The sequence below is a fragment of the Paenibacillus tyrphae genome (genome assembly GCF_000722545.1).
Taxonomy (GTDB): domain Bacteria; phylum Bacillota; class Bacilli; order Paenibacillales; family NBRC-103111; genus Paenibacillus_G; species Paenibacillus_G tyrfis.
The window spans coordinates 291,644-315,423 of record NZ_JNVM01000006.1; the positions used below are offsets into that span (position 1 = coordinate 291,644).

Here is a 23,780-nt window from a genome sequence, read left to right on the forward strand (position 1 = left end):
CATCCCCTTCTTTTTTCCCCGAACTTGCAACCTTCCTCCCTTCTCGGACGTATATCCATTATCTTCTATATTTAACTGAGCCGAGGTGGAAGCAAAATGACAACGCATGTGGATATCGTACATTACCACCCTGATTATGCGGAAAGCGTAGCCGAAATGTGGAACCGGAGCCAAGACGAATGGGGCGGCGGACCGGCCGTCCGGACAGCCGAGCAGATTCGCCAGGACGAGGAAAACTCGGATGCCATGGCCGTCTTTCTCGCCGTCTGCGACGATCAAGTCGTCGGATACTGCAGCCTGGGCGAATACCGCGAGGATACCGGCGCACTGTACATCCAGCTGTTGAACGTACGTCCCGATTACCATGGCCGCAAAATCGGCAAAATGCTCGTATTGCGGGCGGTGGAGGAAACGATCCGCCTGGGCTGGCCGCGCGTCGATTTATACACTTGGGAAGCCAATATGAAGGCGGTGCCGCTGTACAAGAGATGCGGCTTTTTCTGGGAAGACCGCGAGGACGCGACGCACTTCATGAACTTCATCCCTCAGGTGGCGGCTTGCGAAGCGCTTGCCCCCTATCTTCAAGATATCGATTGGTACGCCGACTTGAAGCGAACGATCGAAGTGAAACCGGACGGCCATAAAGTGAACGGCTTCGATACATACACTTACGCGTGGTCCAAGAACGGACAATCGCTTCGCGTGGATATCGAGCGCAGAGGCCGCGGCATCTGCCTCATCGAAACGGAGGACTACTTGCTGTCCGCAGTCGCGGAGCAGGCCGAGCCGGTGTTCGGAAGCGAGTATACGATAGAGTACCAAGTTGTAAACAAATCGGGCGCCCCGCTTAAGCTTGAGCTCCAGGGCGAATCGGACCGCAATGTGACATTCAATTGGAAAAGCGAGCTGCAAGTGGACGGCGAGGAACGGATCGCCGCACGTTTCTTCGTCGGAGCCATCGAGGAAGAGCAGAGCGAATGGCGCACCTGCCCTGCCGTGCAGACGCGGGTACGAATTAACGGACTGGAAGCGCTGCTCAAGGTCGGCGTCGTGCCGAAATTTCCTGCCGGTCTCACGATGCAGGTGCCGGATGTAAGGCATGCGCTTGGCGGGGATTACGTCCTGTACCTCGATATGGAAAACCATTTCCCGGAGACGGCCACGTTCTCCTTCGAGCTGCCGGAGCAAGCTTGGCTTGCGCTCGGACAACGGGCTTTCGAAGCGCGCCTGGATGCGAAGGAGCGGATATCGTTAGCGGTTCCGTACCGCCTGCTCGACTACGGCTTCTACCAAACCCTGCTTCAAATCCGGGCCGTTCCGGACAACGGGCCGGAGGTGACGTTCACCCGTTTTGTTGGCGGAGCCTTCGGGGGACCCGGGGCGATGTTTGCCGGAGAGACGGAGGACAACCGGGTTGCCGTGAACGGCAGCTATGGGATCGAATACGATAAGGATCACAACGAAACGTTCCTTCGGGCCTGGAACCGGAAGGACGAGCAGATCATGCTGCTCCCGCCGTCGATAGGCAAGCCGTATTCCGCCGAATTTACCCGGAAAAAGCCGATACGTGTAGAGCCAAAAGAAGAACGAGGAGCGGTCGGCTTCCGCCATACGTACCGCTCGGATGCGTTCCCGCAGCTGCTGCTGCATCTCCACACGCTGCTGTACGCCGACGGAACGGCGAAGCTGTGGCAGGAGCTGGAAAACGACTCGAACGCCCCCGTCGTCAGCGAAATGTGGGTCTCCCAGCGCATTCGTTCCGACCTGTACGGGATCGTTCTGCCTTACGACGGTCAATTCGTCGCAACGGCCGACTCGCACGGTATTGATCACGAATATTGGGACGGCTCCAAGGTTAGCGAGCCTTGGCTTTTCGCCCGGGGCGTCAGGAGCACATACGGGATTTGCTGGTCCGGCACCCACCGGATGAACATGGGCGATTGGTATCTGGAGCTGGAAACCCGCTTCGGACGGCTGGAAGCCGGAGAAACGAAAACCTCGGATACGATCTTCTTGTCTATGGGCGGGTTCGACGATTGGACCTCGTTCCGGGAATTTGCCCTGAAGCGCATCGGACAGGAAACGATGGCGCCGCCGATCCGCCATGTGGAGCTGACGGCCAATGAAGGAAACCCGTTCGTCACGCCAGATGCGGAGGAAGTGCCGGTCACGCTTCGGGATGCGAAGCAGACCGTATGGGAAGGCGAGCTCTCCGCCCGCTACATGGATGCGGCCGAAACACCGGAGCAGGTGCATTTGTCGCCTGACGAAGAGGCGGCGGAAGCCCGCTTCATGCTGCCTCGTCCGGCATCCCGCTGCCGCGTGGTCCGGGTGGAAGCGCGTCTAGGCGCGCATGAAGAGACGTATCATGCCGCCTTGTTCCCGGTTTCCAGCGGAGAAGTCAGCGGCACGACATCGACCGAAGCCGATTATTCGGTGCTAGAGGCCGACAATGGAATCATTCGCATCTCCGCAGCAGCCGACTATTACCCTGGGCTGCGGTCGCTAGCGGTCGGGGGCCGGGAATGGCTTGCTTCCGGGTTTCCCGAATACGGAGCGAAGTCGTGGTGGAATCCTTGGACCGGCGGCTTATCGGGCCAATTCGAAGAGATGGGTCCGTTATCCGTGCGCAAAGAAGAGCATTCCGCCGCCTTTGTCCGCCTCTCCGACGAGAAAGGCAACGTGTGGGCGGGCATCCGGGTCCGTCAATCCGTTCGAAACCACGATACGTTCAAAGGGACGACCATGGACAGCTACTATTTGATGCTCCCCGGGGTACCGATGCTCGCTTATATGACGGATATCCGTCAGAACACGGGAACGTATCTGGACAAATCGATGGTCAGCGAGCTGTTCCTTCGTCCCGACGAGACGGACGGCTATGGGTGGCTGCAAACCTGCGCTCCGAACGGAAATGTGCTGCGTTACCCTCTCGGAAAAGGGGAGCTCAGCGTGCGTGAGACGAAGGATTACGTGTTCGGACTGGATAGCCAAACCGGAGTTATGCATATCGTCACGGACGAAGAAGCCAACCGCCCTTCAGTTTACACGAACAAGGAGATCAGCGTCCTGTCATTCACGCGGAGGGTTTGTCTGCCTCACGGAAGCGTGAGCCGCTCGGCTCCGGTGTTCCTCGTCTTCCCGGACGCCCCGCTGCCCGCGGACAGCTTGGAGGCTTTACGCAGACTCGCCTTCCCTCTTATACTTGATACCAGTGACACGGAGGGAGAGTAATACGGAATGAAAATCATTGATGCACACATGCATTTGTCTCATATTGCTTCGTTCAAGGAAACGGCCGCAAACCGCTCGTTCGTCGATTACTCCGTTGACGGGCTGCTGCGCGAATACGCCGAGAACGGTGTCGTGCTGGGCATCGGCATGGGAGTGACGGAGACCGCCGCCGGAGGCTTCCCCGACCGGGAAGCCCCCACGCCGATGGGACTCGACATGGTGGAGTCGTATCCGGGGCAGATCGTGTACTGCCCCGGCGTTAACCCGTTCAAGCTGGGCAACGCCGGACTGGATGAGCTGGAGCAAGCGCTGCAGCGGCCGGAGGCGGTCGGGATCAAAATTTACCTCGGCTACTATCCGTACTATGCCTATGATGACGTCTACCAGCCGGTCTACGAGCTGGCGAAGCAGTACAAGGTCCCGGTCGTCTATCATACGGGCGATACGTACTCGGAGCGCGGCCTGCTGAAATATTCCCACCCGCTGACGGTGGACGAGGTTGCCGTCGCCCATCGCGACGTCAACTTCATGATCGCCCACTTCGGCGACCCGTGGGTGCTGGACGGAGCCGAGATCGTCTACAAGAACCGCAACGTATTCGCCGATTTGTCCGGCCTGATGGTCGGCGATGCCGCGGAATGCGCGCGGCTCAAGGATTCCCCGCTCTTCTTCGCCCATCTGCGCCACGCGGTGACGTACTGTGATCATTACGAGAAGATGCTGTTCGGCACCGACTGGCCGCTCGCCCCCGTGCAGCCTTATCTGCAATTCGTGCAGGAGCTGATTCCGGAGGCGTATCACGAGCACGTCTTTTACAAAACCGCCCTGCGCGTGTTTCCGAAAATTGCTCCGCTCGTGGAGTAGCCGCTTAAACGACGCATAAACGCTCAAAAAAAATCCCCGCCTCGTCGATGGCAGCGACGGCGGGGATCAAAGATATATGTTAAGTAACGGGATCTTCTTTAGTATGCAGCCCGAAGCTTAAGCCCACCTTAAAAGAAGTTCAAAATTTGATTAAAAGAGCCTTAATCCTTATACGGATCGAATTCGTCTGCCCCGGCCATGCATACGCCGATCGGCTTCAGCACATGCAGTACCTCGATCGTCTCCGTATGGGCGTCCAGCACTTCCCGAAGCTTCCGGTACACGAACGGGCTCTCGTCCGTCCCGGCTCCGCGAAGCTCGACGCCGAAGCTTCTCACGGCCTCGTGCATTTGCACCTCCGAGATGAGGCCGCCTGAGCGGGTACGCGTCTTCCAGTTCATCTTGCCGGCCGCTTGCGTGCGGCTCATAATTCTTCCCGCGCCGTGCACCGTGCTGTAGAAGGCCGCCCGGTTCTCCTCCGTATCCTTTCCTCGGACAATGACCGAGATGTCGCCCATGCTGCCGCCGATGAACCCGAGCTGGCCGGGAGCGGACGGCGTCGCCCCTTTGCGCACGACGACCGTTTCCCGGCCGCCGTGGGTTTCTTTCCACGCGTAATTGTGGTGATTATGCACCTCCAATTCCGCGTCCGCTCCCAGAATCGCCAGCACCTGACGGATGACGGCATCTCTTCCGGCATACGCATACCGCCCGGCCAGCTTCATGGCGCGGTAATACATATCGCCAAGCTCGCTGTCCAGATCGAGCAGCACCGGCGGCTGGTCCATCTTTTCCCCCGGAGCGTTCGCCAAAAACTCCCTGCCCGCCGCAAGGTTAATAAAGCCGCTGGCCGTCTTATGGCCGAACCCGCGGCTGCCGAAGTGATTGCCGATCCACAGCCGTCCCGTCCCCGCTTCCTCGAACAAATCGACGAAATGATTCCCGCTGCCTACGGTCCCCAACTGATCGCGGGCAAGCTTCTTCAGTTTATCGTGCTCCTGATGCCCGATGGCGGCATACACTGACCAATCCGGATCGTCGAACAGTTCGTGGTCCACCTTCTCGCTATTTACGCGCCCGATGCCGAACGAAACGTTCCGTGCGATATCGTCCATGATACGCCCTAGCCGTGGCCGGATATCCGCAGCCAGCAGGTTCGTTCGCACCGCTTTGTTCCCGCACCCGATATCGTACCCGACGCCGGACGGCGAAATTTGTCCCTCGTAGACGATCACCCCGCCGATCGGCTGGCTGTAGCCCTTGTGGTGGTCCGCCATCAGAAGTGCCTGCACGACATTTCCGTGCTCCGCGCACGTTTTCGCTTGCGCCAAGGCGCCTGCCTCCGGGTTTCCCCAGACACGGACGCCGTCTATGATTTGATAAGCCATGCTGTCAGCTCCTTTTCCTGCAAAAGCTTCGCAATTCGTTCTTTTACTTGTTCATTCGGCTCGGAGACCGTTAGTTCCTGCAACGCGGCCGCCACTTCCTCTCCCCAGACCGGAAGAGGCCATGCCTCCAAGCATTTCAACGCCATGTTGCGGTTCATGGTTGCCGGGCTCAGCAAGCCGGCGGCGATCAGCTTCGTCCCGTGCCCCTCGAACACGTCCAGCGCCTGCAGCAGGCTTTGCAGGCATTGATGCGGCCCGTACTGCTCCCCGTAGCCGATTTCGTCCTGCGGACCGCTGGCGATTTCCTCCAATGGAAGATTCGCTTCCGCATAGCGGACCAAGCGGTCCATCCGCTCCGGTTCGTCCGTGTGCACGAGCTCATAATACAGGTGGCTATCCAGCGGATGCTCCTGCAGCCGCCCGAATAGCTCCTCCCAGATATCCATGCGGAGCCGTTTAGCCGCATAGATCGCATGCTGCCATACCGCGCTGTCCTGCGAGCGGATGTCTTCCCATATTTTGGATGTCCATCCTTCGTCTTGAATGACGTTCTCGCACAGCCGCTTGCAGGCTTCGCGCAGGTCGCCGGACCAGCCTCTGTCATACCGCTGCTCCCAACGCTGACCGTCTTCGTTTAAAAAATCATAAATATCCGTCACAACCGATAGCTGCGCCGCGGTAACGCACATTGTCTGCGAATGCCTTAGAAAATCGCTTACCGCCGATGCTGCGTCCTCATAGTCGTCGATATTTTCCGCAGGCCCACCGGACAGCAGTGACGAGAGGATGACCCCTGCCCCGTCATACAGCTCAAGATCCACGGAAGCTTGCGATAGCGCTTCGGCCAGTCCGCCGTTACGCGCGCAATAACAGGCCAAATATTCGTTCATGACGCTGTTGCGGCAGCCGTGGCGAAGCAGCCAATCCCGGATTTCCTGCGTCTGCGGCTCTAGGCGCTCGACCAGTTGGATTTTTCCCTAGCCGTCTACAGCCTTGGCCAATTCGAACAGCGTCTCGTTGGCGTTGTCCAGACTGCCCCGAATCGCAACCGCCGAATAAAGCGTAAATTCGTCATGCTTGCCCAGCGTGATAACCAGTTCCCGGTGTTTCTCGGTTTCGAACTGGCCCAGCAACGCAATCCCCAGCTTGACGACATTGCGGTGCGCCCCGGATCTCGCAAACCACTCCGCTTCCTGGTACAGATTCGGAATGACGACTCCGGGGTGTTCCCGTAGCGACTCCAACAGCGAGTCAATGACGTTCAGCACATCCTCCTGCATCAGCTTGAGGTACGTGGCGCGTCTTGTTTTGTTGTCAGGACTCCGGCTCTGCTTGACGAGAAGTTGTACCAGCGCCTGCACCTTCGCCGTCTCCGCCTGCCCGCCGGCATGATGGCTGAACGTGCCGTCCATGCCCCCCGCGACCCAGCGCACGGAATGCCCGGCCCAATACTCGTCGTCATCCGGCAGCCTGGCGTCATTGAGCCGGTCCCGGTCATCCAGCGCGGACACGATGTACTCATAGATGGAAGGCTTGCCGGCCCATGGATAAAGCGTATTTTGATTCAACGTGTTTATCATTGTCAATCACCTATTCTCCCACACTTCGCCAAGCACGGCGCGGAACAGCCCGTCGAGCTCACAAGCCTGTCCGCCTTCGGCGCTTTTCAGATGAACGGCCGTGCGCTCGAAATGATTCATTTTTTGTTCCAAAAAATCGTTGATAGGGTTGATCCTCGGCTCGTAGTCCATTTCGTCCCCCGCCATTTTGCGGTCTACCAGTTCGAGAATGACCTTTTTCAGCTCGCTGCCCTCCGGCACCAAGCGGTCCACCAGCACGTCGAATTCCATCGGCGGCATCGCGTTAAACTGCTCGATCCATTCGCAGGCCAGAACCGGGCGAAGCACGTAAAAATATTTTTTGATCTTCACCTGCTCCCCCTGCAAGTATTCGCGGTAATTGCCCTTCGCCATATTGAGATAGTGATACATGCACGATTTCGGGGAAAAGGTCAGCGGCGAGATGCTGCGAATACGCTTTGCCGCAGAGTATTTCTCGTAGTACGGGATCGGCGATTGCAGCCACTCCAGCAGCGGCGGGTTCGATTTGCGGAATAAGTTCAGCGCCTTCTTCAAATCCCAGCCGTTGACATCGAGCTTATCGCTGATCGGCCGCTCGATCACGTCCCGTTGCTCAAATATGGATAAATACCACTCGACAGGCCGAACGTACAGGAAACGGACATCGTAGTCGCTGTCCTTCGACGGGAACCCCCATGCCCGACTGCCCGATTCGCAGGCGTACAGGATGCGCACCTGCTCCTGCCGCTCGATGTGGCAGAGTTCTTCTAATATATGTTGACGAAAGTCGGTCATCGTGGTTTTCCCTCCTTGGGATCGAGATGGTGGTAACGGAAAAAGCCATCGACCTCAGCGGTCCATGGCCCGATGTTCTTATAGATGGTTTTACGGCGTGCGCGTAAAATGTCATCCGAATAGGACCGATGAGATGCGGAAGTCAAAGCTGCCATGATTTGGCAAACTGCATTATTTGTACTTCAGGATGAACTGTAATTTCGTCGTCGTAATCCCTGCCATCTTCATCGGCCTCCTTTTTGCAGAAAGTGAATCGTTACTTTTCGGTACCACCCAGCTCCATGGCGTCGATCTTCCCGGTCATATCCGAGTAGCCCTGTACCGCTTGCGCAATATAGGACAGCACGGTGTCGCTCCAGCCGTAAATATAGAACGTATTCCGGTCGGCCGGAGGCGCCATCGCATAACGGTACGGCGCAATGTCGACGATGAACGCCTTGACGAGCGGGTTCACCTGGGCGCGGTATTTTGCCAGCTCGGCGTAAAACGGGCTGCCGCTGTTCTGCTGCTCATCCGTAATAATGATGATCTGATCAACCCGCTTGTTTTCGTAAAACAGCTTGCGCACAGGGGCGCCGGTATCGGTTCCGCCGCGGGAACGGATGCGCTCCGCCTGCGTTAGAATGCTGTCGTGACGCGACGGCTTGGCGTTCGTCACTTCCGTGTCGAACAGCCAGAACAACGAGTTCCCTTGCGTCTTCTTGTACAGCGCCAAGGCGAATACGGACCCGATCTGCAAATATTCCCCTTGCATGGAGCCGGAAATATCGAGGAAAATCGCCGTGTTCTCGCCGATCTCCGGCAAGTTCGCGAACGTCTGCTCCACCGCGGCCCGAAGCGCGTCGCGCAGCTCCGGACGCTCTACCTCCCGAAACGCCTTGGCGAACCGGAACGGCAAAATTTTCGCCTTGCGCAGCGCCTCGGCATTCGTCAGACGCTCCACCGCGAACGCCAGATTAGCTTTCTTCTCGAACACGCCTGCGCGATCCAGCGCGTTCAAATGGCGCAGCAGTGCGAACGTAGGCATCTGGCGCAGCAGCGCCTCCCAGACGGCCTTGGACGGCTTGATCGCGCCCGTCACCGTTTCGTACGGCAGCTTCCCGCGTTCGATGCAAGCGAGCTTCTCGGCTTCGCTTCTCGCCCGCTTCAATTGCTCCAGCGCCTCCACCTGCGGGAGCATGGCGAGATTTGTCTCCTGCCCGCGCAGGTAACGGAACAGCGCCTGCTGCTTGAGATCGGCCGGCTTCGGATGCGCCGTCGCAATCGCGTCGCCCAAGCTGAACCCGCGTCCCCGACCGTTGTACTTCAGCGCCCAATATTCGGACACCCCGGAGAGGAAGCGAGCGACCTGCCGTTTCACGGCCCGACCGCCCTGTCCGCGGCCAAGTCCCCGTAGGATCGTCAGGAAATCGGACAAATCGGAAGGAATCCGGACCACTTGGTCGAACACCTTGGCGAATACATCCGGCCGATAAGACGACAGTATGGCGAGCCCGAACAGCGGCTGCAGTCGCATAAATCCCTCGTTGCGGGCGAACACCAGCGCTTTGGCCATAAATTGCGGGTTCTGCTGCGCCATTTCGTGATGCAGCTCCAGCGCGTCCTTCAGCAGCTCGTTTTGATCAGCGTAAAACGTATTTCCGAGCGTATTGGTTAACAGCGTCTGCACGTACTGCTCTTCGGCTGAACGCGCATAAGCCGGGAATCCGTGTTTGTTATGTGTCGTCGGCAGCATGGCGCCAAACATTTTTTTAGCGAAACTCATGGTTGGAAACCTCCTAAAGGTTTTGCGTAGCAAAACCACTTCGTAAGCATATTCTTAGTTTTTTGCATAGCAAAAAACTGCTTCGTAAGCATAATCCTAGGTTTTGCCTAGCAAAACCACTTCGTAAGCATATTCCTAGGTTTTGCACAGCAAAACTACTTCGAAGCATACTCATCATAGACCCGGCGAGGAAAAGTGAGGAAGGTCGGTGCAGGACTCGAACCTGCATATTGCCCAATACTCTTTTGGCCGCTTGGATGCGAAGGAACCCTCCCCGGCGCCTTGCCGTACTATTAACTTATTAAGAACGAAGCGAGGGAAAAACGAAAAGGCGCATGGCGTCTCCGACGCCCGGCTGCCGCCGTCAATTCTTTTCCCATAAAAGTCGAAGGAGCCCTTTCAAGCGCCTCGCTTCGGTATTCATATGGTGAAGATCCCCGAGGAAGTGGGCGGAAAGGTACATAACCGCTCTACCATCTGAGCTATTCCGCCGTATAGCGGAAGCCGGACTCGAACCGGCGACCTGTCGCTTAAGAGGCGAAGTAACCCTTCCAAGCGCCTCGGTGATCTTTTGGCGTAAAGCTTTTTGCCTTTTCGGCGTCGGCCTTACATGTACTATCATCGCTTATTTTCGGCCCCGCGAACATGGCGAAAGTATTACGACAAGAGAAAAAGTTTTCCTTTTTCTCCAATTCCCATCCCTGTTACAATAAAAGGAACAGCTACGAAAGCGGAGGTTGTCCATGGCCAGAGAAAGCTTCGATAAAGAAATCCAGTTTTTGCGCATGCTGGTGCTGACCAGCGGCGCCTACAGCCGCCAGCAATTCGCGCAGCGGCTCGGTATCTCCGTACATACCTTCGATAAAACGATCCGGCGGCTGAAGGACATCGTGAACACGGTGTACCAGCAGCTCCCGCAGGAGCAGGGCAAAGAATTCGCCGAAACGCTTCGCTTCAGCTACTACGAGTCCGCTGACCCGATGCTGCTGTTCTTATACCGCGCCAAGTCACTCAAGGAATCGGAGAGCCACCGGCTATCCCTGCTGCTCGCCGCCATGCAGGATGAAGCTCGGACCGTCATGGAGCTGCTCGATGCGTGCTGCAGCGATCTTCCCGCGGAGCTTTCGCTGCCCGACGAGAAAACGATTCGCTCGGACCTGAAATATTTGGAGGAAGTCGGCGTTATCGTAAAAGAGCCCGGAGGAAGGCCATACCGGTATCGCGTTCACGACCGGCTCGTCAAGGAGCTGACCTACGAGGAGCTTCTCGATCTCTACGATTACGTCGACATTATGGCGAATACGCAGGTGCCGTCCGTTCAAGGCTATCTTTTGCGGGATAGTGTGAAAAAAGCTTTACAGCAAACGGGCAACGCGGAAAACGTCACCGGAGAGCCTTTTCTGTACAAGTACCATTATTACTCGCGCATTCTGGATGAAGCGCATTTGTTCACCTTGCTTGGAGCCATTCGTCAGCGCCGGAAGGTGCGTTTCCTCTATTTCTCGCCCAGAACGCGCAAAAGCTACGCCTCGAAAAATACGAACCCTCTGTTCGAACGCGAAACCGAGGGAAAAGAGGTCGTGATGCTGCCGCTCAAGGTGATCTACGATCACCAATACGGTCGATGGTATTTGCTTGGCTCGGAAAGCCGGCAAGGGATCGTGAAGTTTCGTTTGGAAGGTTTGACTCAACTGAACGAGGACGAGGTCGTACCGGAAGAAACGTTCAACGAGAAGCTGCACCTATTGGAGGAGAAAACCCGCTACAGCTGGCTTATCGATACCGGAAGGCCGCTTACGGTGCGGGTGCGGTTTTTCAGTCCGGAGGCTCCGCAGCCCAATTTCGTCAAGGAGCGCGTGCTGCTCCAAGGGCAATGGGGTCACATTACGGAAGAAGACGAGGTTTCTTTTATCTATGAAATTAAGGTGCACGGGACGACCGAGATCAAGCCTTGGCTGCGCAGCTTCGGCTCTAGCTGTGAAGTACTCGCGCCGGAGCATCTGCGCCGGGAGCTGATTGAGGAGTGGAAGGAGATCGCAGCGTATTATGAATCCGTTTGAGAAAATTTTTAATTACCAGGTCATGTCCCGCCTGCACGAAACAGGTACGCTCGCCGTCACCTCCCATGAACGGACATGGCTTAAAGCGATGCTGGAGCATCCGGCGTCAGGGCAAGCTTTTACTCCTGAGACGCTGGAGAAGCTGCAGAGCATGCTCGGAGGCGACCCAGCGCTGGATATGAAGGAAGGCTTCGGGGAAAAGGCCAAAAGCCGGGAGCATCAGGTCTACCATCCGCTTCTGCGACCCTTGCGGCGGATCATGCTGAGGAAGAGCGGCATTCTCATCAACCACCGGATCAGAGACGGACGGATATTCGAGGAGCAGCGGGGCTTTCCGTTCAAGCTGGAATATTCCATGGTCAAACGGGAATGGTACCTCATCTGGTATCACCTTCGCCATAGGGCGTTGATGAATACGAAGCTGCAGCATATTGTGGAGCTTGCGGAACAACCGGTTTCGGCAGAGGAAGCCGCGGCTGCCGAAGCGGACATCAACCGCATGCTGGAGGGCCGGAAGGAATCGGCGGTCATCGAGGTGGTGCGCAAGTATAACAACGAGCTGTCTCGCATCCTGTACGCCTTCTCGTGCTTCGAAAAGCAGGTTGACTACGACGACGCGGTAGACTGCTACATGATCCGGCTGACGTTCCTTGGGGACGAGAGCGAATATATTTTGTCCAAGCTGCGCTTTCTCGGCAAGCGGGTCCGGGTGGTTGAAGGCGACAAGCTCAAGCGGCGCATGCGGGAATCGGCGGCAAAGGCGCTAAGCCGGTACGGGGTAACGGAGGAGCAGCAGGTTACACCGTGAACGGCGGCGGGCCTGGGGTAAGTCGAGCGCGATTTTCCTTACGCAGGCTTAGGTCTGGTTATTGTTCGGCGATGCTTCGCGCCGCTGTCAGGGCAGCACGCCCAATTATCGGGGCGAAGCTAGGACGCTCTTGGAGACGCCAGAGACGCTGGAACGCTCGATGGATGATCGAAAATGTTTGGTAATGCAAGATAGGTATTCGATGATGCTCGATGCGTGCTTGATGATGCTTGATAGTGCTCTATGGACGCTTGATGTGATGCTTGATGGTGCTTGATAGTACTCGGTAGGTGTTCGACGACGCCCAAAGTCGCTCTTTAAAGTGCACTATGGCTCACAGAGTACGATTGCGTTCGATGGCAAGCTTTTTCGAATCGGCCTTTATAGGTAACCTAGCGATCCTAAGTGCGTGCCGCGACCTTCCCGCAGCCAATAGAGGAACCCAGATGCGCTATGATGCTTCCAACAGCCCCATTCTGAAATATAGAGGAACTCAGGTGATCTATTGTCCTATCACGTCGGCATAATCAGGGCTATCAGGCACCATCCGCCTAAATAGAGGAACCAGGTTCCTCTATTATTCGGAACGACGACCAAAATCTCCGAATAACGAACGTCAGTTCCTCTATTTCCAGAAATCTCGGTGGTATATCTATCGGCCGCAGCGCGGGCATGAGAACTAGGCGGATGATGCCCTGCCCATGCTGTGCCACAACGAAAGGCTTGAGTAAGCGCCACTTTGCGCCGCAAGGCAAGCTTGTTGCGTGGTCATACGATGAAGATTCCAGCGCTTACGAATCTTCACATACCCTAAGGCTCTTAAAGCAAGGTTAGGTTCGCTCCCGTAGCTTTGCGGCAGAGGGGACGAACGATGCGCAAACTAGATTTGCTGCATACACCGAAGCAACTACTAGAAAAACATTTTTTCGCGTCTTGCTTACGACAGCGCGTACCAAACAATAGGCGCACATCGCTACGACACGACACCGATGTATAGACTTTTTCACGCTGATGCTGGTAACAAGTCGTGCGAGCGAATCGATTCCCTCAGGAGGTGTCCTTATGTACGCAATTCATTGGCCTAATGCGATTTTGTTCGCTCTTCTTTTCCTGGCCTTTCCGATCTATGTCGTCTACCGGCTGCAAACGATCTCCCGCAAGCTATCCCGTATCGAACAGCAGCTTCTCGATCAGAAGCGGGCGGAGATCAAGGCGGACAACGACCGCATCGCGAAATCGCAAGAGCCCCCCACCGCCTAAGACTGTTTTGACAACAGCTCTTAAGCGACGGGGAGCTCCGCGCATCCCAGCGAAACCGACGACTTATGTCGCCGATACAACCTGCTTATAGTAATCGTCGATGAGAACGGCCTTGCCGCCGTTCAAGCGGGACTCTTCCGCCGCGAACGCCATCAAGTGGCTGCGCACGGAGGCGCTGGCCGAGGTCAGGCTGTCCCCGCCGGCGTTGTTCCGCACCTCGCGCAGGAAGCTGCGCACGATGCCGCTGTCTCCGCCGCCGTGGCCGCTAATCTGCGGCGGGATTTCGATCTCCGTCTTCTGGTGCGTCAGAAAATCCATCAGCGTAATGGTGCTCTCTTCCCCACGAAGCTCGCCGCGCGTGCCCATGATCTGGATGCGGCGCTCCTGCTCCCGCGTGAAGCCGCACATGCTGAACATCGCCGTAGCTCCGCTCGCGAATTCCATGTTGACGACCTGATGGTCGACCACGTTGTTGTCGCACTTGTAGACGCAGCGGCCGTACGGCGACTCGCGCAGGCCCTTCACGATGTTCTCCCGCGTCAGCTCCTCCGTGTAATGACGCGCCCAGGCTTTGCCTTCGCCCAAGTAGAACCGGGGGGCGGAGTAAGGGCATTCCGCCTCCACCGCGCACCCGTCGATACAGTAATCCGTCGATCCGGCAGGCGCATTTCCCGAATGAAAATGCGTCAGCGAGCCGAACGAGCTGACCTTGACGCACGGCTGATCCATCAGCCATGACAGCACATCCATGTCATGACAAGATTTTGCAAGAATCATCGGACTGGATTTGTCCGAGTTGTTCCAGTTGCCGCGAACGAAGCTGTGGGCGATGTGCCAATAGCCGACATTTTCGTTCAGCTGAATCGATACGACCTCGCCGATGCGGCCTTCCGCGATGATCTTTTTCAATGTGGCCCAGAACGGCGTGTACCGCAGCACATGGCAGATCGTCAGCAGCCGGTTGTTCGCCAAGGCCCTCTGTTCCATCTCCACGCATTCGCGCGGGTCCGGCGACATCGGCTTTTCGAGCAGCACGTGGTATTTAAGATCCAGCGCCTGCAGCGTCGGTTCGTAATGCATCCGGTCTTGGGTGCAGATCATCGCGATATCGGCCATCTGCGGGCGGCTGAGCAGCTCCTCCCACGTCTCGAAGCAGTTTTCCCGGGAAATACCGTGCTCGGCTGCGAACTTATCCCGGCGCTCAGCGTTGGGCTCCGCAACGGCAACGAATTTCAATTCATGCGGACAATCGAGCGCATATCGCGCATAGCCGCCGGCCCCTCTTGCTCCGGCTCCGATCAAGACGGCTGTCATTGGTTTCATGCTCTTGGGCTCCTTTTTCCGAATATCGTACTCGCTTGCTGGCCTTAAGCCTTACTGCCAGCCGACTTTCGCGTTGTTGTCCTTGATCAGCTTGTTCACTTCGTCGATGACTTCCTTGCCGCCCTTCGCCATAAATTCATCTACCATCTTGTCCCAATCCGAAAACGGCCGCTGGCCGACGATCATTTTCGTTTTCTCGTCGTTCAGGAATTGGGACAGCTCGGTCCATTTCGTGTTATATAGTGGCGACTGAACGGCCATCACGGGGCTGAGATAAATTTTGGATGTCTTGAGATACGAGACCACCGATTCGTTAAACTGCCTTTCGAGCGGTGACTTCGAGCCTTTGATGAATACTTCCAAGTCTTGATCGTTCGGCGCCCAGCCTTCGGTGTTGATGTATGCGCTTGGCGCAACGTTGGAACGGTTTTCCTTAATTGGAATCGGCACGCCGTCTTCCATCTTGTAGCCTTTACCTTCTTTGCCGTTCAGCCAATCGTACTTTTCATCCTTGGCGTTGCGCTGGTCCGCCGGGGTGAATTCACGGAAGTAATCCATGATTTCGAGAATGCGCTGCACTTTCTCCGGATCGTTCTTCAGCTTGGCGCTCAGCAGATACATCTTGTAGTACCCGGCCAACGATCGGATGCCTTGCGTGCCGTCCGGCGCTTTGAAGGCGGGCAGCGGCGCAAGCACCGCATTCGGCGCGTTCTCGGCCAGCGTCTTGTAGTTGATCAGATTGCCGCCCGGCTCCTCGTACCAGATCCCGACTTTTCCGGCGTTGAACGCCTTGAACACGTCGTTGTAATTCGTAACGGCCCAGTCTTTCTTGATTGCGCCTTCCTTATACAAATCTGCCAGGAACTTGACGACTTCCTTGCTGCCTTCGCCGATGTCGGGGATGTACTGCCCGTTCTTGTCCTTTTCGTACCAAGCGCCGTAATACGGGCTAAACGTAGGGCTGTAGTAGATGTTTTTGGCCAACCCGAGGCCGATCGTGTCGTCCTTGCCGTTGCCGTCCGGGTCCTGCTTGGCGAACGCGATAGCGACTTTTTTCAGCTCCTCGTAATTCGTCGGCATCGGCAGTCCCAGCTTGTCGAGCCAATCCTTGCGGATGACCGGCTTTTTGCCGCCCTTGGCGTTGAAGAAATAAGGAACCGCGTATACTTTGCCGTTCACTTTGAGCATATCCCAGACGTTGGAAGGCACCGGCTTGAACGAATTATATTTGTCGAGATAGTCGTTCAGCGGGAGAAAAGCGCCCTGCTTCGCCCATTTCATATAATTGGCATCCACCAGCTCCATGCCGATGACGTCCGGAATATCGCCGGAAGCCATCGTGACGCTGAGCTTCTCGTCATACGTATCCCAAGGCACATACTGCGGCTTGAAGTCTACGTTGAACTTTTCGTTGATCGCTTTGACCGCTTCGCTGTCCGGCCCGGGCACCGGATTTTCCCACGTGCCGGAGAACCAGGTGATCGTTATCTTTTTATTTTTGGCGTCCGCGCTGCCTTTGCCGGCGTCCGCCGCACCCGAGTTCGCTCCTCCGGAGCAAGCTGTCATACTGCCCGCTACGGCGAGCGAAAGCAGAACGGAAACAGACCGTTTTATTGTCATGGCTGCATATCCTCCTTAAGGTGTAATGCTATGGTACATCAGTCAAACCGAATATCCAACCCCCCTAGCCTTTGACCGAGCCCAACATCACCCCTTTCGCAAAATGCTTTTGCAGAAACGGATACAGCACGAGAATCGGGATCGTCGATACCAGAATCGCCGCCATGCCGATCGTTTCCGCGGGTGGAACCTGCAGCCCACGGGCCGCCTGCACCCCTTCGGACAAAATATTTCCCGCCTGGCTCAAAATCACGATCTGACGCAGCATGACCTGTACCGTCCATTTGGCTGGATCGTTCAAATAAAGCAGCGCCGAGAAATACGTGTTCCAATGGGCCACGGCGGAGAACAGCCCGAAGGCCGCCAGCGCCGGCTTGGACAGCGGAAGAATGATGCGAGCATAAATTTGCAGGTCGTTGGCCCCGTCGATCAAAGCCGACTCCGTCAGCTCGTGCGGAATATTGAGAAAAAACTGCCGCATGACGATCAGGTTGTACGAGTTGATGGCAACGGGAAGAATTAACGCCCAGTACGAGTTGATCAGGCCGGTGGCGCTAACGATCATATACGTCGGGATAATGCCCGCCCCGAAGACGAATGTGAACAGGACGAGGAACAGAAATACCCGTTTGCCGAGAATGTTGCGCGACAGAGCGTAGGCCATCATCGAAGTCAGCAGCAGATTGACGAACGTGCCCACAACGGTGACGAAGATAGTCACGCCAAGCGAACGCACGAACGAATCCGATTGAAAAATATAGGCGTACGCATCAAGCACAAAGCTTGTCGGAACGAGCAGCAGCTCGGTCTTCACGTACTCCGAATAGGAAGTAAACGACACGATAGTCATATAGTAGAACGGGAACAGCATCAGCAGCGCGATGATCACGAGGAGCACCCCGTTGACGGCCCCGAACGCTTTTTCCTGCCATGTGCGATTACGAATCATAGCGTTTGCACCTCCGTATCTTGCTTTATGCCGCAGCCGCAGGTAAGATTAGAACACGCCTTCTTCGCCGAAGCGTTTAGCCAGACGGTTCGCCCCGATAATCAGCAGCAGACCTACGAGCGATTTGAACAAACCGACCGCGGTGGCGAAGCTATAGTCGGATTCGGTCAGGCCTTTGACGTACACATAGGTGTCGAGCACGTCGCCCACCGATTTGTTGAACGGGTTGAGCATCAGGAAAATCTGTTCGAAGCCCGAATCGAGTACGCTGCCGAGCCTCAAAATAAGCAAAATCACAATCGTGCTGCGAATCGCAGGCAGTGTAATGTGCCAGATTTGCCGCCAGCGGTTGGCTCCGTCAATAACGGCCGCTTCGTACTGGCTCGGATCTACGGCGGCCAGCGCCGCGAGGAAAAGGATCGTGCCCCAGCCGGATTCCTTCCAGACCACTTCGAGCACGACGAGAGGCATGAACCAGCCCGGCTCCTGAAGGAAGGCAACGGGTCCGATGCCGAACAACACGTGCAGCAGCTTGTTCACCAGACCTTCGGACTGGAGGAACACCGTGACCATGCCGATCACGACGACCCAAGAAATGAAGTGCGGCAGGTAGACGATCGATTGAATGAGGCGCTTGAACCATTCCCGACGCACCTCGTTGAGCATCACGGCGAGCACGATCGGTACCGGAAAGGCGAAGGCGATTTGCAGCAAAGACAAGTACAGCGTGTTCCAGAGCACCCGCAGCACTTCCTTGTCCTGGAAGATGCGTTCAAAGTGCTTCAGTCCGACCCATTCGCTGCCCCAGAAGCCTTGAAATGCGCTGTAATCTTGAAAAGCCATCATATTACCGGCCATGGGCAAGTACTTGTATACGATAAAGTACACCAGGCCCGGGAACAGCAGCAGATACAAGTAACGCTCTTTCCACATCCGGGTCAAGAGCAGCTGCCGGCGCGAGCTGCCGGATACGGACTCCGCTATCATGCGGGAAGGGTTCGGATCGGGCGATGCCTTGGCTGTGAATTCCGTTTCCATAAGAAAACTCCTTTCTCGGTTTCATTGGGACTAGCGGCAGGTTCGCACCCGTTATCTTGGAACCGCTTCCAGTCTAATTTGAGACTTAAGGTCTGCCCCCATCCCGGGGCTGTAATGTTATAATATAGTGAGAATTCGTCTTCGAAAACCGTCGCTATTGCCGTTTTATCACGGTTTTCGGGATTTCCGTAAATCAGTGAGACATTCGAAAAACAGACATATTTGCATCCGAGCCACTGCACGAAGGGAGTAAACCGCCTTTGCCAAGCATCCTCCGCATCAAAATGAAAGCGCGTTCCGTCTTTTTTAAGCTGTTGCTCAGCTTTCTCGGGGTGATCGTTCTTCTGGTCATCTTCGAGCTCCTGACCTATGGTGTTTTCCGGCAAAGCCTCCGCGATGAAATTATCAAATACAATACGGTCAATTTGACGAATACGACGAACGATTACGAGCAGCATTTTGAGCTGCTGGAGAATACGATGCTGAATTTGTACCTAAACCCCCGGCTGCAGGAGCTGAATGGCAAGCCGTATCTCGATTACGTGGCGGCCAACAAGGTGACGGACTATCTCAGCAATACCGTATCCAATCGGGCGCTGTACTTGAACAACCTGTTCGTATACGACGTTAAGCATTCGCTTTTGTTGGAGAAATCGAGAGGCGCGAGCCCCGAATCCATGTTCACCGAATATTACGTCAATCCCGTTTACACTTACTCGTTCTGGAAAAAGCAATTTGAGCAGGCCGGCCCGATGACGATCTACCCGGCCGCTTCCTACCTGCGAAACGGCTCGCCGGGCGATTCTACCGGTCCGGTCTGGCCTTTGCTGGTCAAAAGCCGGTTTTATCCGGATTTTATGATGCTGGCTTTTGTCGATGCGGACCGCATGTTTCAAGCGTTCCACCGCTCGGTCAACGACAACTTTTACGTATTGGACGCAAGCGGCCGTCTGCTGTTCGCTTCGGGCTCCGCAGCCGATGAGCCTCTGCCTGCTCTGCCTCCGGGACAAGATTGGGTGAAGGCGGATAACCAGTACTTCTTCTACACCACCGGACCGAAGACCGGGTTCACCTATGTGAATCTCGTGCCGGACGGCCATATTTCGTCCCAATTGATCAAGCTGAATCTGACGTTCGTCGCCGTCCTGCTCGTCACTATCGCGGCCAGTGTCACGGTATCCGTCTTGTTCACCGTCCGGTTCAACAACCCAGTTCAACGCATCGTCGAGTCGATCAAAAGCTTGAACGAGCAGGACACCGTGCCCCGGCACGATAACGAATTCGAGCTCATCCGCGGCAATATCGGCTTTTTGCTCCAGCAGCGGCATTTGCGGCATCAGGATCTGGAGGAGAAGCATGCGCTGCTGCGCTATCACAGCTATATGAACAAGCTGAAAAAAATCCGCGGACTGCCTGTCGCCGGTACGGAGCAGCTAGGCGAACAAAAGCCGTTTCGGGTCGTTCTGTTCTCTCTCTCGTTCAATCACCCGTTTCACACGGAGATTCAAGCGGAGGAGGAACGCGCCGCATCGTACATTCGCGAATACATTAACCATGTCGTCACGAAGGAGCTGAAAGGGTCCCTCACGTTCCAAATCGAGCGAAACCAGATTTTATCGATCGTACATCCGGAGCCAGGAGAGGACGACCGCTTGCGCACGACGCTGGATGGCATCGTCGGCGTGCTGAGCACGGACAAAGCCTACTGCTTCCTCACGATTGCCGTCAGTCCGCTGCATGCGCATACCGCAAGCCTGACCGACGCCTACGAAGAGGCGCTGGAGATGATCCGGTACCGGCCGTTCGACGACGAAACGGTCGTGCTCGAAGTGCAGAGCGTCCCGCAAGAGCCGTTCGTTGTGCCCGATGCGCTGATGCAGGAAATTAAAGCAAACTTGCAGGCGGGGAACGCCGCGAACGTGCTGCAGGCACTGCGGCGCCTTATGGGGCAGATGGAGAAAAGAAAGGCCGACGCGCTCGCCTACCGCGAGTTTGCCCGCGAAATCACGCATAAAACGACCCGGCTGCTGCATGGCATGGGGCTGGACAGCGGAAAATTAACGGACCTTGAGCCGGAGCAGCTGCATACCGTCTCCAAGCTGGACCGTTATTTCGAAGCGATGATCAGCGAAGCTTGCCGGCGCATCAACAATAAAAAAGAAGCCGCCGACCCGATTATTACCGGAGCGACCGCTTATGTGACGGAGCGATATACGGAAGATATTACGCTGGATCTCGTCGCCTCTTGGCTCAACATTACGGGAGGCTACTTATCCACTTATTTTAAAGAAAAAACGGGGATCAACTTCCTCGATTTCGTCAACGACGTGCGCATCAGCAAAGCGAAGGAGCTGCTGCGGCAGACCGATCTGCGCATTCAGGATATCGCCGGGCAGGTCGGTTATCAGAACATGAACTCGTTCAACCGGATGTTCAAGAAAATTACGGGCGTTACGCCGAGCGAGTACCGGCGGTCGGGAACGCAGATGTAGGCGAGCCGGGGTTCTGGCCGCCTTCCGGGCCATGGCGCTCCGTGAAAGCGGCCGGATTTTCATATCAGATGTCGTCCGGGATATCGAGGTCGGCCTTCCCGGCCTGTTCAAGATGATATTTCGCCAAGCTCTCATCCGCGAATTCCTTTTCGTTCCGGTAGATTCGAGCCAGTTCGATATGGGCATGCGAATAGTCTCTTTCCAAAGCCGTGTTAAAATAAGCGATGGCCGCGGCGGGATCTTTGGCTGTACCCAAGCCTTGACTGTATACGATTCCTAGGTTATAAGCCCCCACATTGCTGCCGGCTTCGTAATCCTGACGGTAATAATGCAGTGCCTTTTCGTAATTCCCTTGTTGATCGTACAAGTAGCCCAGCCACCCAAAGTTCGGCGAGCCCAAGGCTTCCCCCTGCTCATAATGCCAGAGCGCCTTCTCTAAGTCCTGCGGGACCAGCTCCCCCTCAAAATAGACGGAGCCCAGATTGTTGTGGGCCAGCCCGAGACCCTGCTCTGCGGCTTGGCCAAACCAGTGCAGCGCCTTGTCCGCATCGGGTTCCGTCCCAATGCCATGCTGGTAGCAGTAGCCCAGACCGTTCATCGCATAGAGATTGCCCGCCACAGCCCCCTTTTCGTACCAGTAAAAAGCTTTATCGTAATCGATATAGCCTTCCTCCGTGTAATACATTTGCCCAAGGTTGTTCATCGAGGGGGCATAGCCTTTCTCGGCCGCCAGGGTATCGTATTCGATCGCTTTGTCATAATTGCCTGTGTCGTAAGCCAGCAAGCCCAGGCTGTACAAAACTTCTACAGATGTATATTCGTCTACGCCGCCGGAATCGGGGCTATCCGTTTTGGCATAAGCCATCAGTCGCTTGTGTACGTCGGCGTCAAAATAATAGTCGTAATATTTGTCCGTGGTATCCTCCAGCACTTCGGCTTTATCGGCCCTCGACATTCCGTAGTGCCCTGCCGTATAAACTTGGGGACCTTTGAAGGCATACGCAAAACCGTTCACCGGCGCTTTTCGCGCTACAAGATCGAATTCGTAGTCGCTCAACCGCTTTTCGGGTGAATAGGCGATGCTCCATAGCCCGTTGCGCTTCAGCGCGAAGGCACCCTCGTACAGCCACACGATGTCCTCGTAATCGTCCAAAGGAAATAACCACGAAGGCTCGTCCGGGTCCCCGTTAAAAATGCCTTTTTGCCCGTCCTTTTGCGCCAGCACCAGGTTGCTCGACATGGAATCGACGACAGCTTGCAGATCGATCAGAGCATCGTATTCATAAGGCAGCAGAAGGCTTTCCTGCCGCTTGCCAAAAGCGCCGTGCTTTTTGCCTTTGCGCAGGATGAGCAGATTCGGGAAGTGGGTTTGCCGGTTCAGCTTATCGAAGCCTGACACGCAGACCGTGCCGTCTTTTTTGTACAAGGTGTGGTGATTGGCATCTTTATGCGGCTTGACCAGAATAAGCCCTTCGCCGATCGGCTCCACCGCGGCTAACGGAAAGTCTCCGATATAGTTCCAAGATTCATTGAAGATTTTACGGTTTTTTCGCCCTTTCACTGCCGTATGGTAATACTCGCCGCCGAACTGGAAGGCCTCTTCATGCTCGAAGGGCACGATGACGGAGCCGGATTGGTCCAGCACGCCCCAGCCGCCGTCTTTTTTCCCGGTAAAATAAATGCCTGCCAACTCCTCCAAGCTCTCATATTCGGTTGGCGTCACCGTCCGGCCTTCGAGATTGATAAGACCGAATTTATCGTCCCGTTTGACAATGGCGGAAATCGTACCATATTCAAAATCGAAAGCATCGTCCCATACGAGCGGGATGACGATTTTCCCGGACTTATGTACATAGCCGAATTTGCCTGCCCGGGCGACCACAGCAAGATCTTCGCAGCTGAAATCGTAAAACTCGTCAAACTGCGGGCCGAGCAGTATGTTGCCAGCCTTGTCTTTCAGGCCCCACAAGCCGTTTTCCTCAAAAATCTCCACATCCGTCTCGTCTTCGTAAGGCTGCCAAATCGACGCCCAACCGTATTCGTAAGTCGGATAATTAAGCAGCTCGGCGAACGAGGCGAAGCCGGGACTGATGTCCCTCAATTCGGAATAGTGCAGCAGCGAGATGTCGTCGTTGTCCATCGCCTTGGTGATGATCCCGTTGTTATGGGCGATATTCGCCAGCCATGTTTCCGCCTGCTCGACATGGGGGATGTCGTCCATATTGAATACGTCCCAAGCGTCCAGATGGAAATACGGGAGGTCTAATTTTTCGAGATAGCTCCAAAGCTTGGTTTTGGCTTCAATAAAGGCTGCTTTGTCTGCAATCAGGCCTTCCTGCTTCTCCAGGAACTCGTAAAACCGCATCAGGTTTTCGATTCCCGTCTGGGCATTGTAATACAGTCCCGCGTTGTCCGGTTCCGTATGGTTGTTGTAATTATTGCCGTCGATAAACCCTCCGTCGACCAAGAGAGGCTGTAACAGAAGAGGCATTTCATAGCCCCATTCCATCATCATCGTATCGTCATCCTGCGCTTCGGAAGGGGCGCTGACATTATATAAATAGACTCTGTGCGACATCGCTGTTCTCCTTCGTAGACTGCCTC

Annotated in this window: 16 protein-coding genes; 6 read left to right on the forward strand and 10 right to left on the reverse strand. The window is 55.8% G+C overall.

From position 1 onward, the window contains the following. Positions 1-96 precede the first annotated feature (96 nt). Positions 97-3,234, forward strand: a complete 3,138-nt coding sequence (locus ET33_RS08250; RefSeq protein ID WP_036679166.1) for a GNAT family N-acetyltransferase — start codon at positions 97-99, stop codon at positions 3,232-3,234. Between the two features lie 6 nt (positions 3,235-3,240). Further along, the gene (locus ET33_RS08255) at positions 3,241-4,098 is read left to right on the forward strand and encodes an amidohydrolase family protein (RefSeq protein ID WP_036679169.1); all 858 of its coding nucleotides are present in this window, start codon (positions 3,241-3,243) and stop codon (positions 4,096-4,098) included. A gap of 161 nt (positions 4,099-4,259) precedes the next feature. Here the strand turns inward: ET33_RS08255 and ET33_RS08260 are convergent, their stop codons facing one another. From ET33_RS08260 to ET33_RS08275, 5 genes are all read right to left on the reverse strand, one after another. Next, positions 4,260-5,486, reverse strand: coding sequence for an RtcB family protein (locus tag ET33_RS08260; protein ID WP_036679171.1), 1,227 nt, complete (start codon positions 5,484-5,486; stop codon positions 4,260-4,262). Continuing rightward, a complete protein-coding gene (locus tag ET33_RS39675) occupies positions 5,468-6,376 on the reverse strand; it encodes a hypothetical protein (RefSeq protein ID WP_235206664.1) in 909 nt (302 codons plus the stop codon). Before ET33_RS39675 ends, ET33_RS08260 begins: the two co-directional genes overlap by 19 nt. Before the next feature lie 87 nt (positions 6,377-6,463). Beyond that, positions 6,464-7,072, reverse strand: coding sequence for a hypothetical protein (locus ET33_RS39680; RefSeq protein WP_235206665.1), 609 nt, complete (start codon positions 7,070-7,072; stop codon positions 6,464-6,466). Further along, entirely contained in the window at positions 7,073-7,861 is a 789-nt protein-coding gene (locus ET33_RS08270) for a nucleotidyltransferase domain-containing protein (RefSeq protein ID WP_036679173.1), read from the reverse strand. A 256-nt stretch (positions 7,862-8,117) separates the two neighbouring features. Next, on the reverse strand, positions 8,118-9,626 hold the full coding sequence (locus tag ET33_RS08275; RefSeq protein WP_036679175.1) for a TROVE domain-containing protein: 1,509 nt from the start codon (positions 9,624-9,626) through the stop codon (positions 8,118-8,120). Positions 9,627-10,369: 743 nt separating this feature from the next. On the opposite strand from ET33_RS08275, the gene ET33_RS08280 reads away from it, so the two are divergent. From ET33_RS08280 to ET33_RS08290, 3 genes are all read left to right on the forward strand, one after another. Beyond that, positions 10,370-11,686 carry a helix-turn-helix transcriptional regulator gene (locus tag ET33_RS08280; RefSeq protein ID WP_036679178.1) on the forward strand — a complete coding sequence of 439 codons (1,317 nt, stop codon included), beginning with the start codon at positions 10,370-10,372 and terminating at the stop codon, positions 11,684-11,686. Then, positions 11,673-12,494 (forward strand): WYL domain-containing protein, encoded by an 822-nt coding sequence (locus ET33_RS08285; RefSeq protein WP_036679187.1) that lies wholly within the window; start codon positions 11,673-11,675, stop codon positions 12,492-12,494. The genes ET33_RS08280 and ET33_RS08285 overlap by 14 nt, the downstream gene beginning before the upstream one ends. Before the next feature lie 1,062 nt (positions 12,495-13,556). Next, positions 13,557-13,754: a hypothetical protein gene (locus ET33_RS08290; RefSeq protein ID WP_036679191.1), complete on the forward strand. Its 198-nt coding sequence runs from the start codon at positions 13,557-13,559 to the stop codon at positions 13,752-13,754. A gap of 63 nt (positions 13,755-13,817) precedes the next feature. On the opposite strand, the gene ET33_RS08295 is transcribed toward ET33_RS08290, so the two are convergent. From ET33_RS08295 to ET33_RS08310, 4 genes are all read right to left on the reverse strand, one after another. Next, positions 13,818-15,077 (reverse strand): Gfo/Idh/MocA family protein, encoded by a 1,260-nt coding sequence (locus tag ET33_RS08295; RefSeq protein ID WP_036679195.1) that lies wholly within the window; start codon positions 15,075-15,077, stop codon positions 13,818-13,820. A 51-nt stretch (positions 15,078-15,128) separates the two neighbouring features. Beyond that, positions 15,129-16,697, reverse strand: a complete 1,569-nt coding sequence (locus ET33_RS08300) for an extracellular solute-binding protein (protein WP_036679198.1) — start codon at positions 16,695-16,697, stop codon at positions 15,129-15,131. A 64-nt stretch (positions 16,698-16,761) separates the two neighbouring features. Next, positions 16,762-17,646 (reverse strand): carbohydrate ABC transporter permease, encoded by an 885-nt coding sequence (locus ET33_RS08305; RefSeq protein WP_036679200.1) that lies wholly within the window; start codon positions 17,644-17,646, stop codon positions 16,762-16,764. A 48-nt stretch (positions 17,647-17,694) separates the two neighbouring features. Continuing rightward, positions 17,695-18,684 carry an ABC transporter permease gene (locus ET33_RS08310; protein WP_036679203.1) on the reverse strand — a complete coding sequence of 330 codons (990 nt, stop codon included), beginning with the start codon at positions 18,682-18,684 and terminating at the stop codon, positions 17,695-17,697. Positions 18,685-18,944: 260 nt separating this feature from the next. On the opposite strand from ET33_RS08310, the gene ET33_RS08315 reads away from it, so the two are divergent. Beyond that, positions 18,945-21,176, forward strand: coding sequence for a helix-turn-helix domain-containing protein (locus tag ET33_RS08315; RefSeq protein ID WP_036679207.1), 2,232 nt, complete (start codon positions 18,945-18,947; stop codon positions 21,174-21,176). Between the two features lie 64 nt (positions 21,177-21,240). Here the strand turns inward: ET33_RS08315 and ET33_RS08320 are convergent, their stop codons facing one another. Further along, positions 21,241-23,754 carry an SEL1-like repeat protein gene (locus tag ET33_RS08320; RefSeq protein WP_036679212.1) on the reverse strand — a complete coding sequence of 838 codons (2,514 nt, stop codon included), beginning with the start codon at positions 23,752-23,754 and terminating at the stop codon, positions 21,241-21,243. Positions 23,755-23,780: the final 26 nt, after the last annotated feature.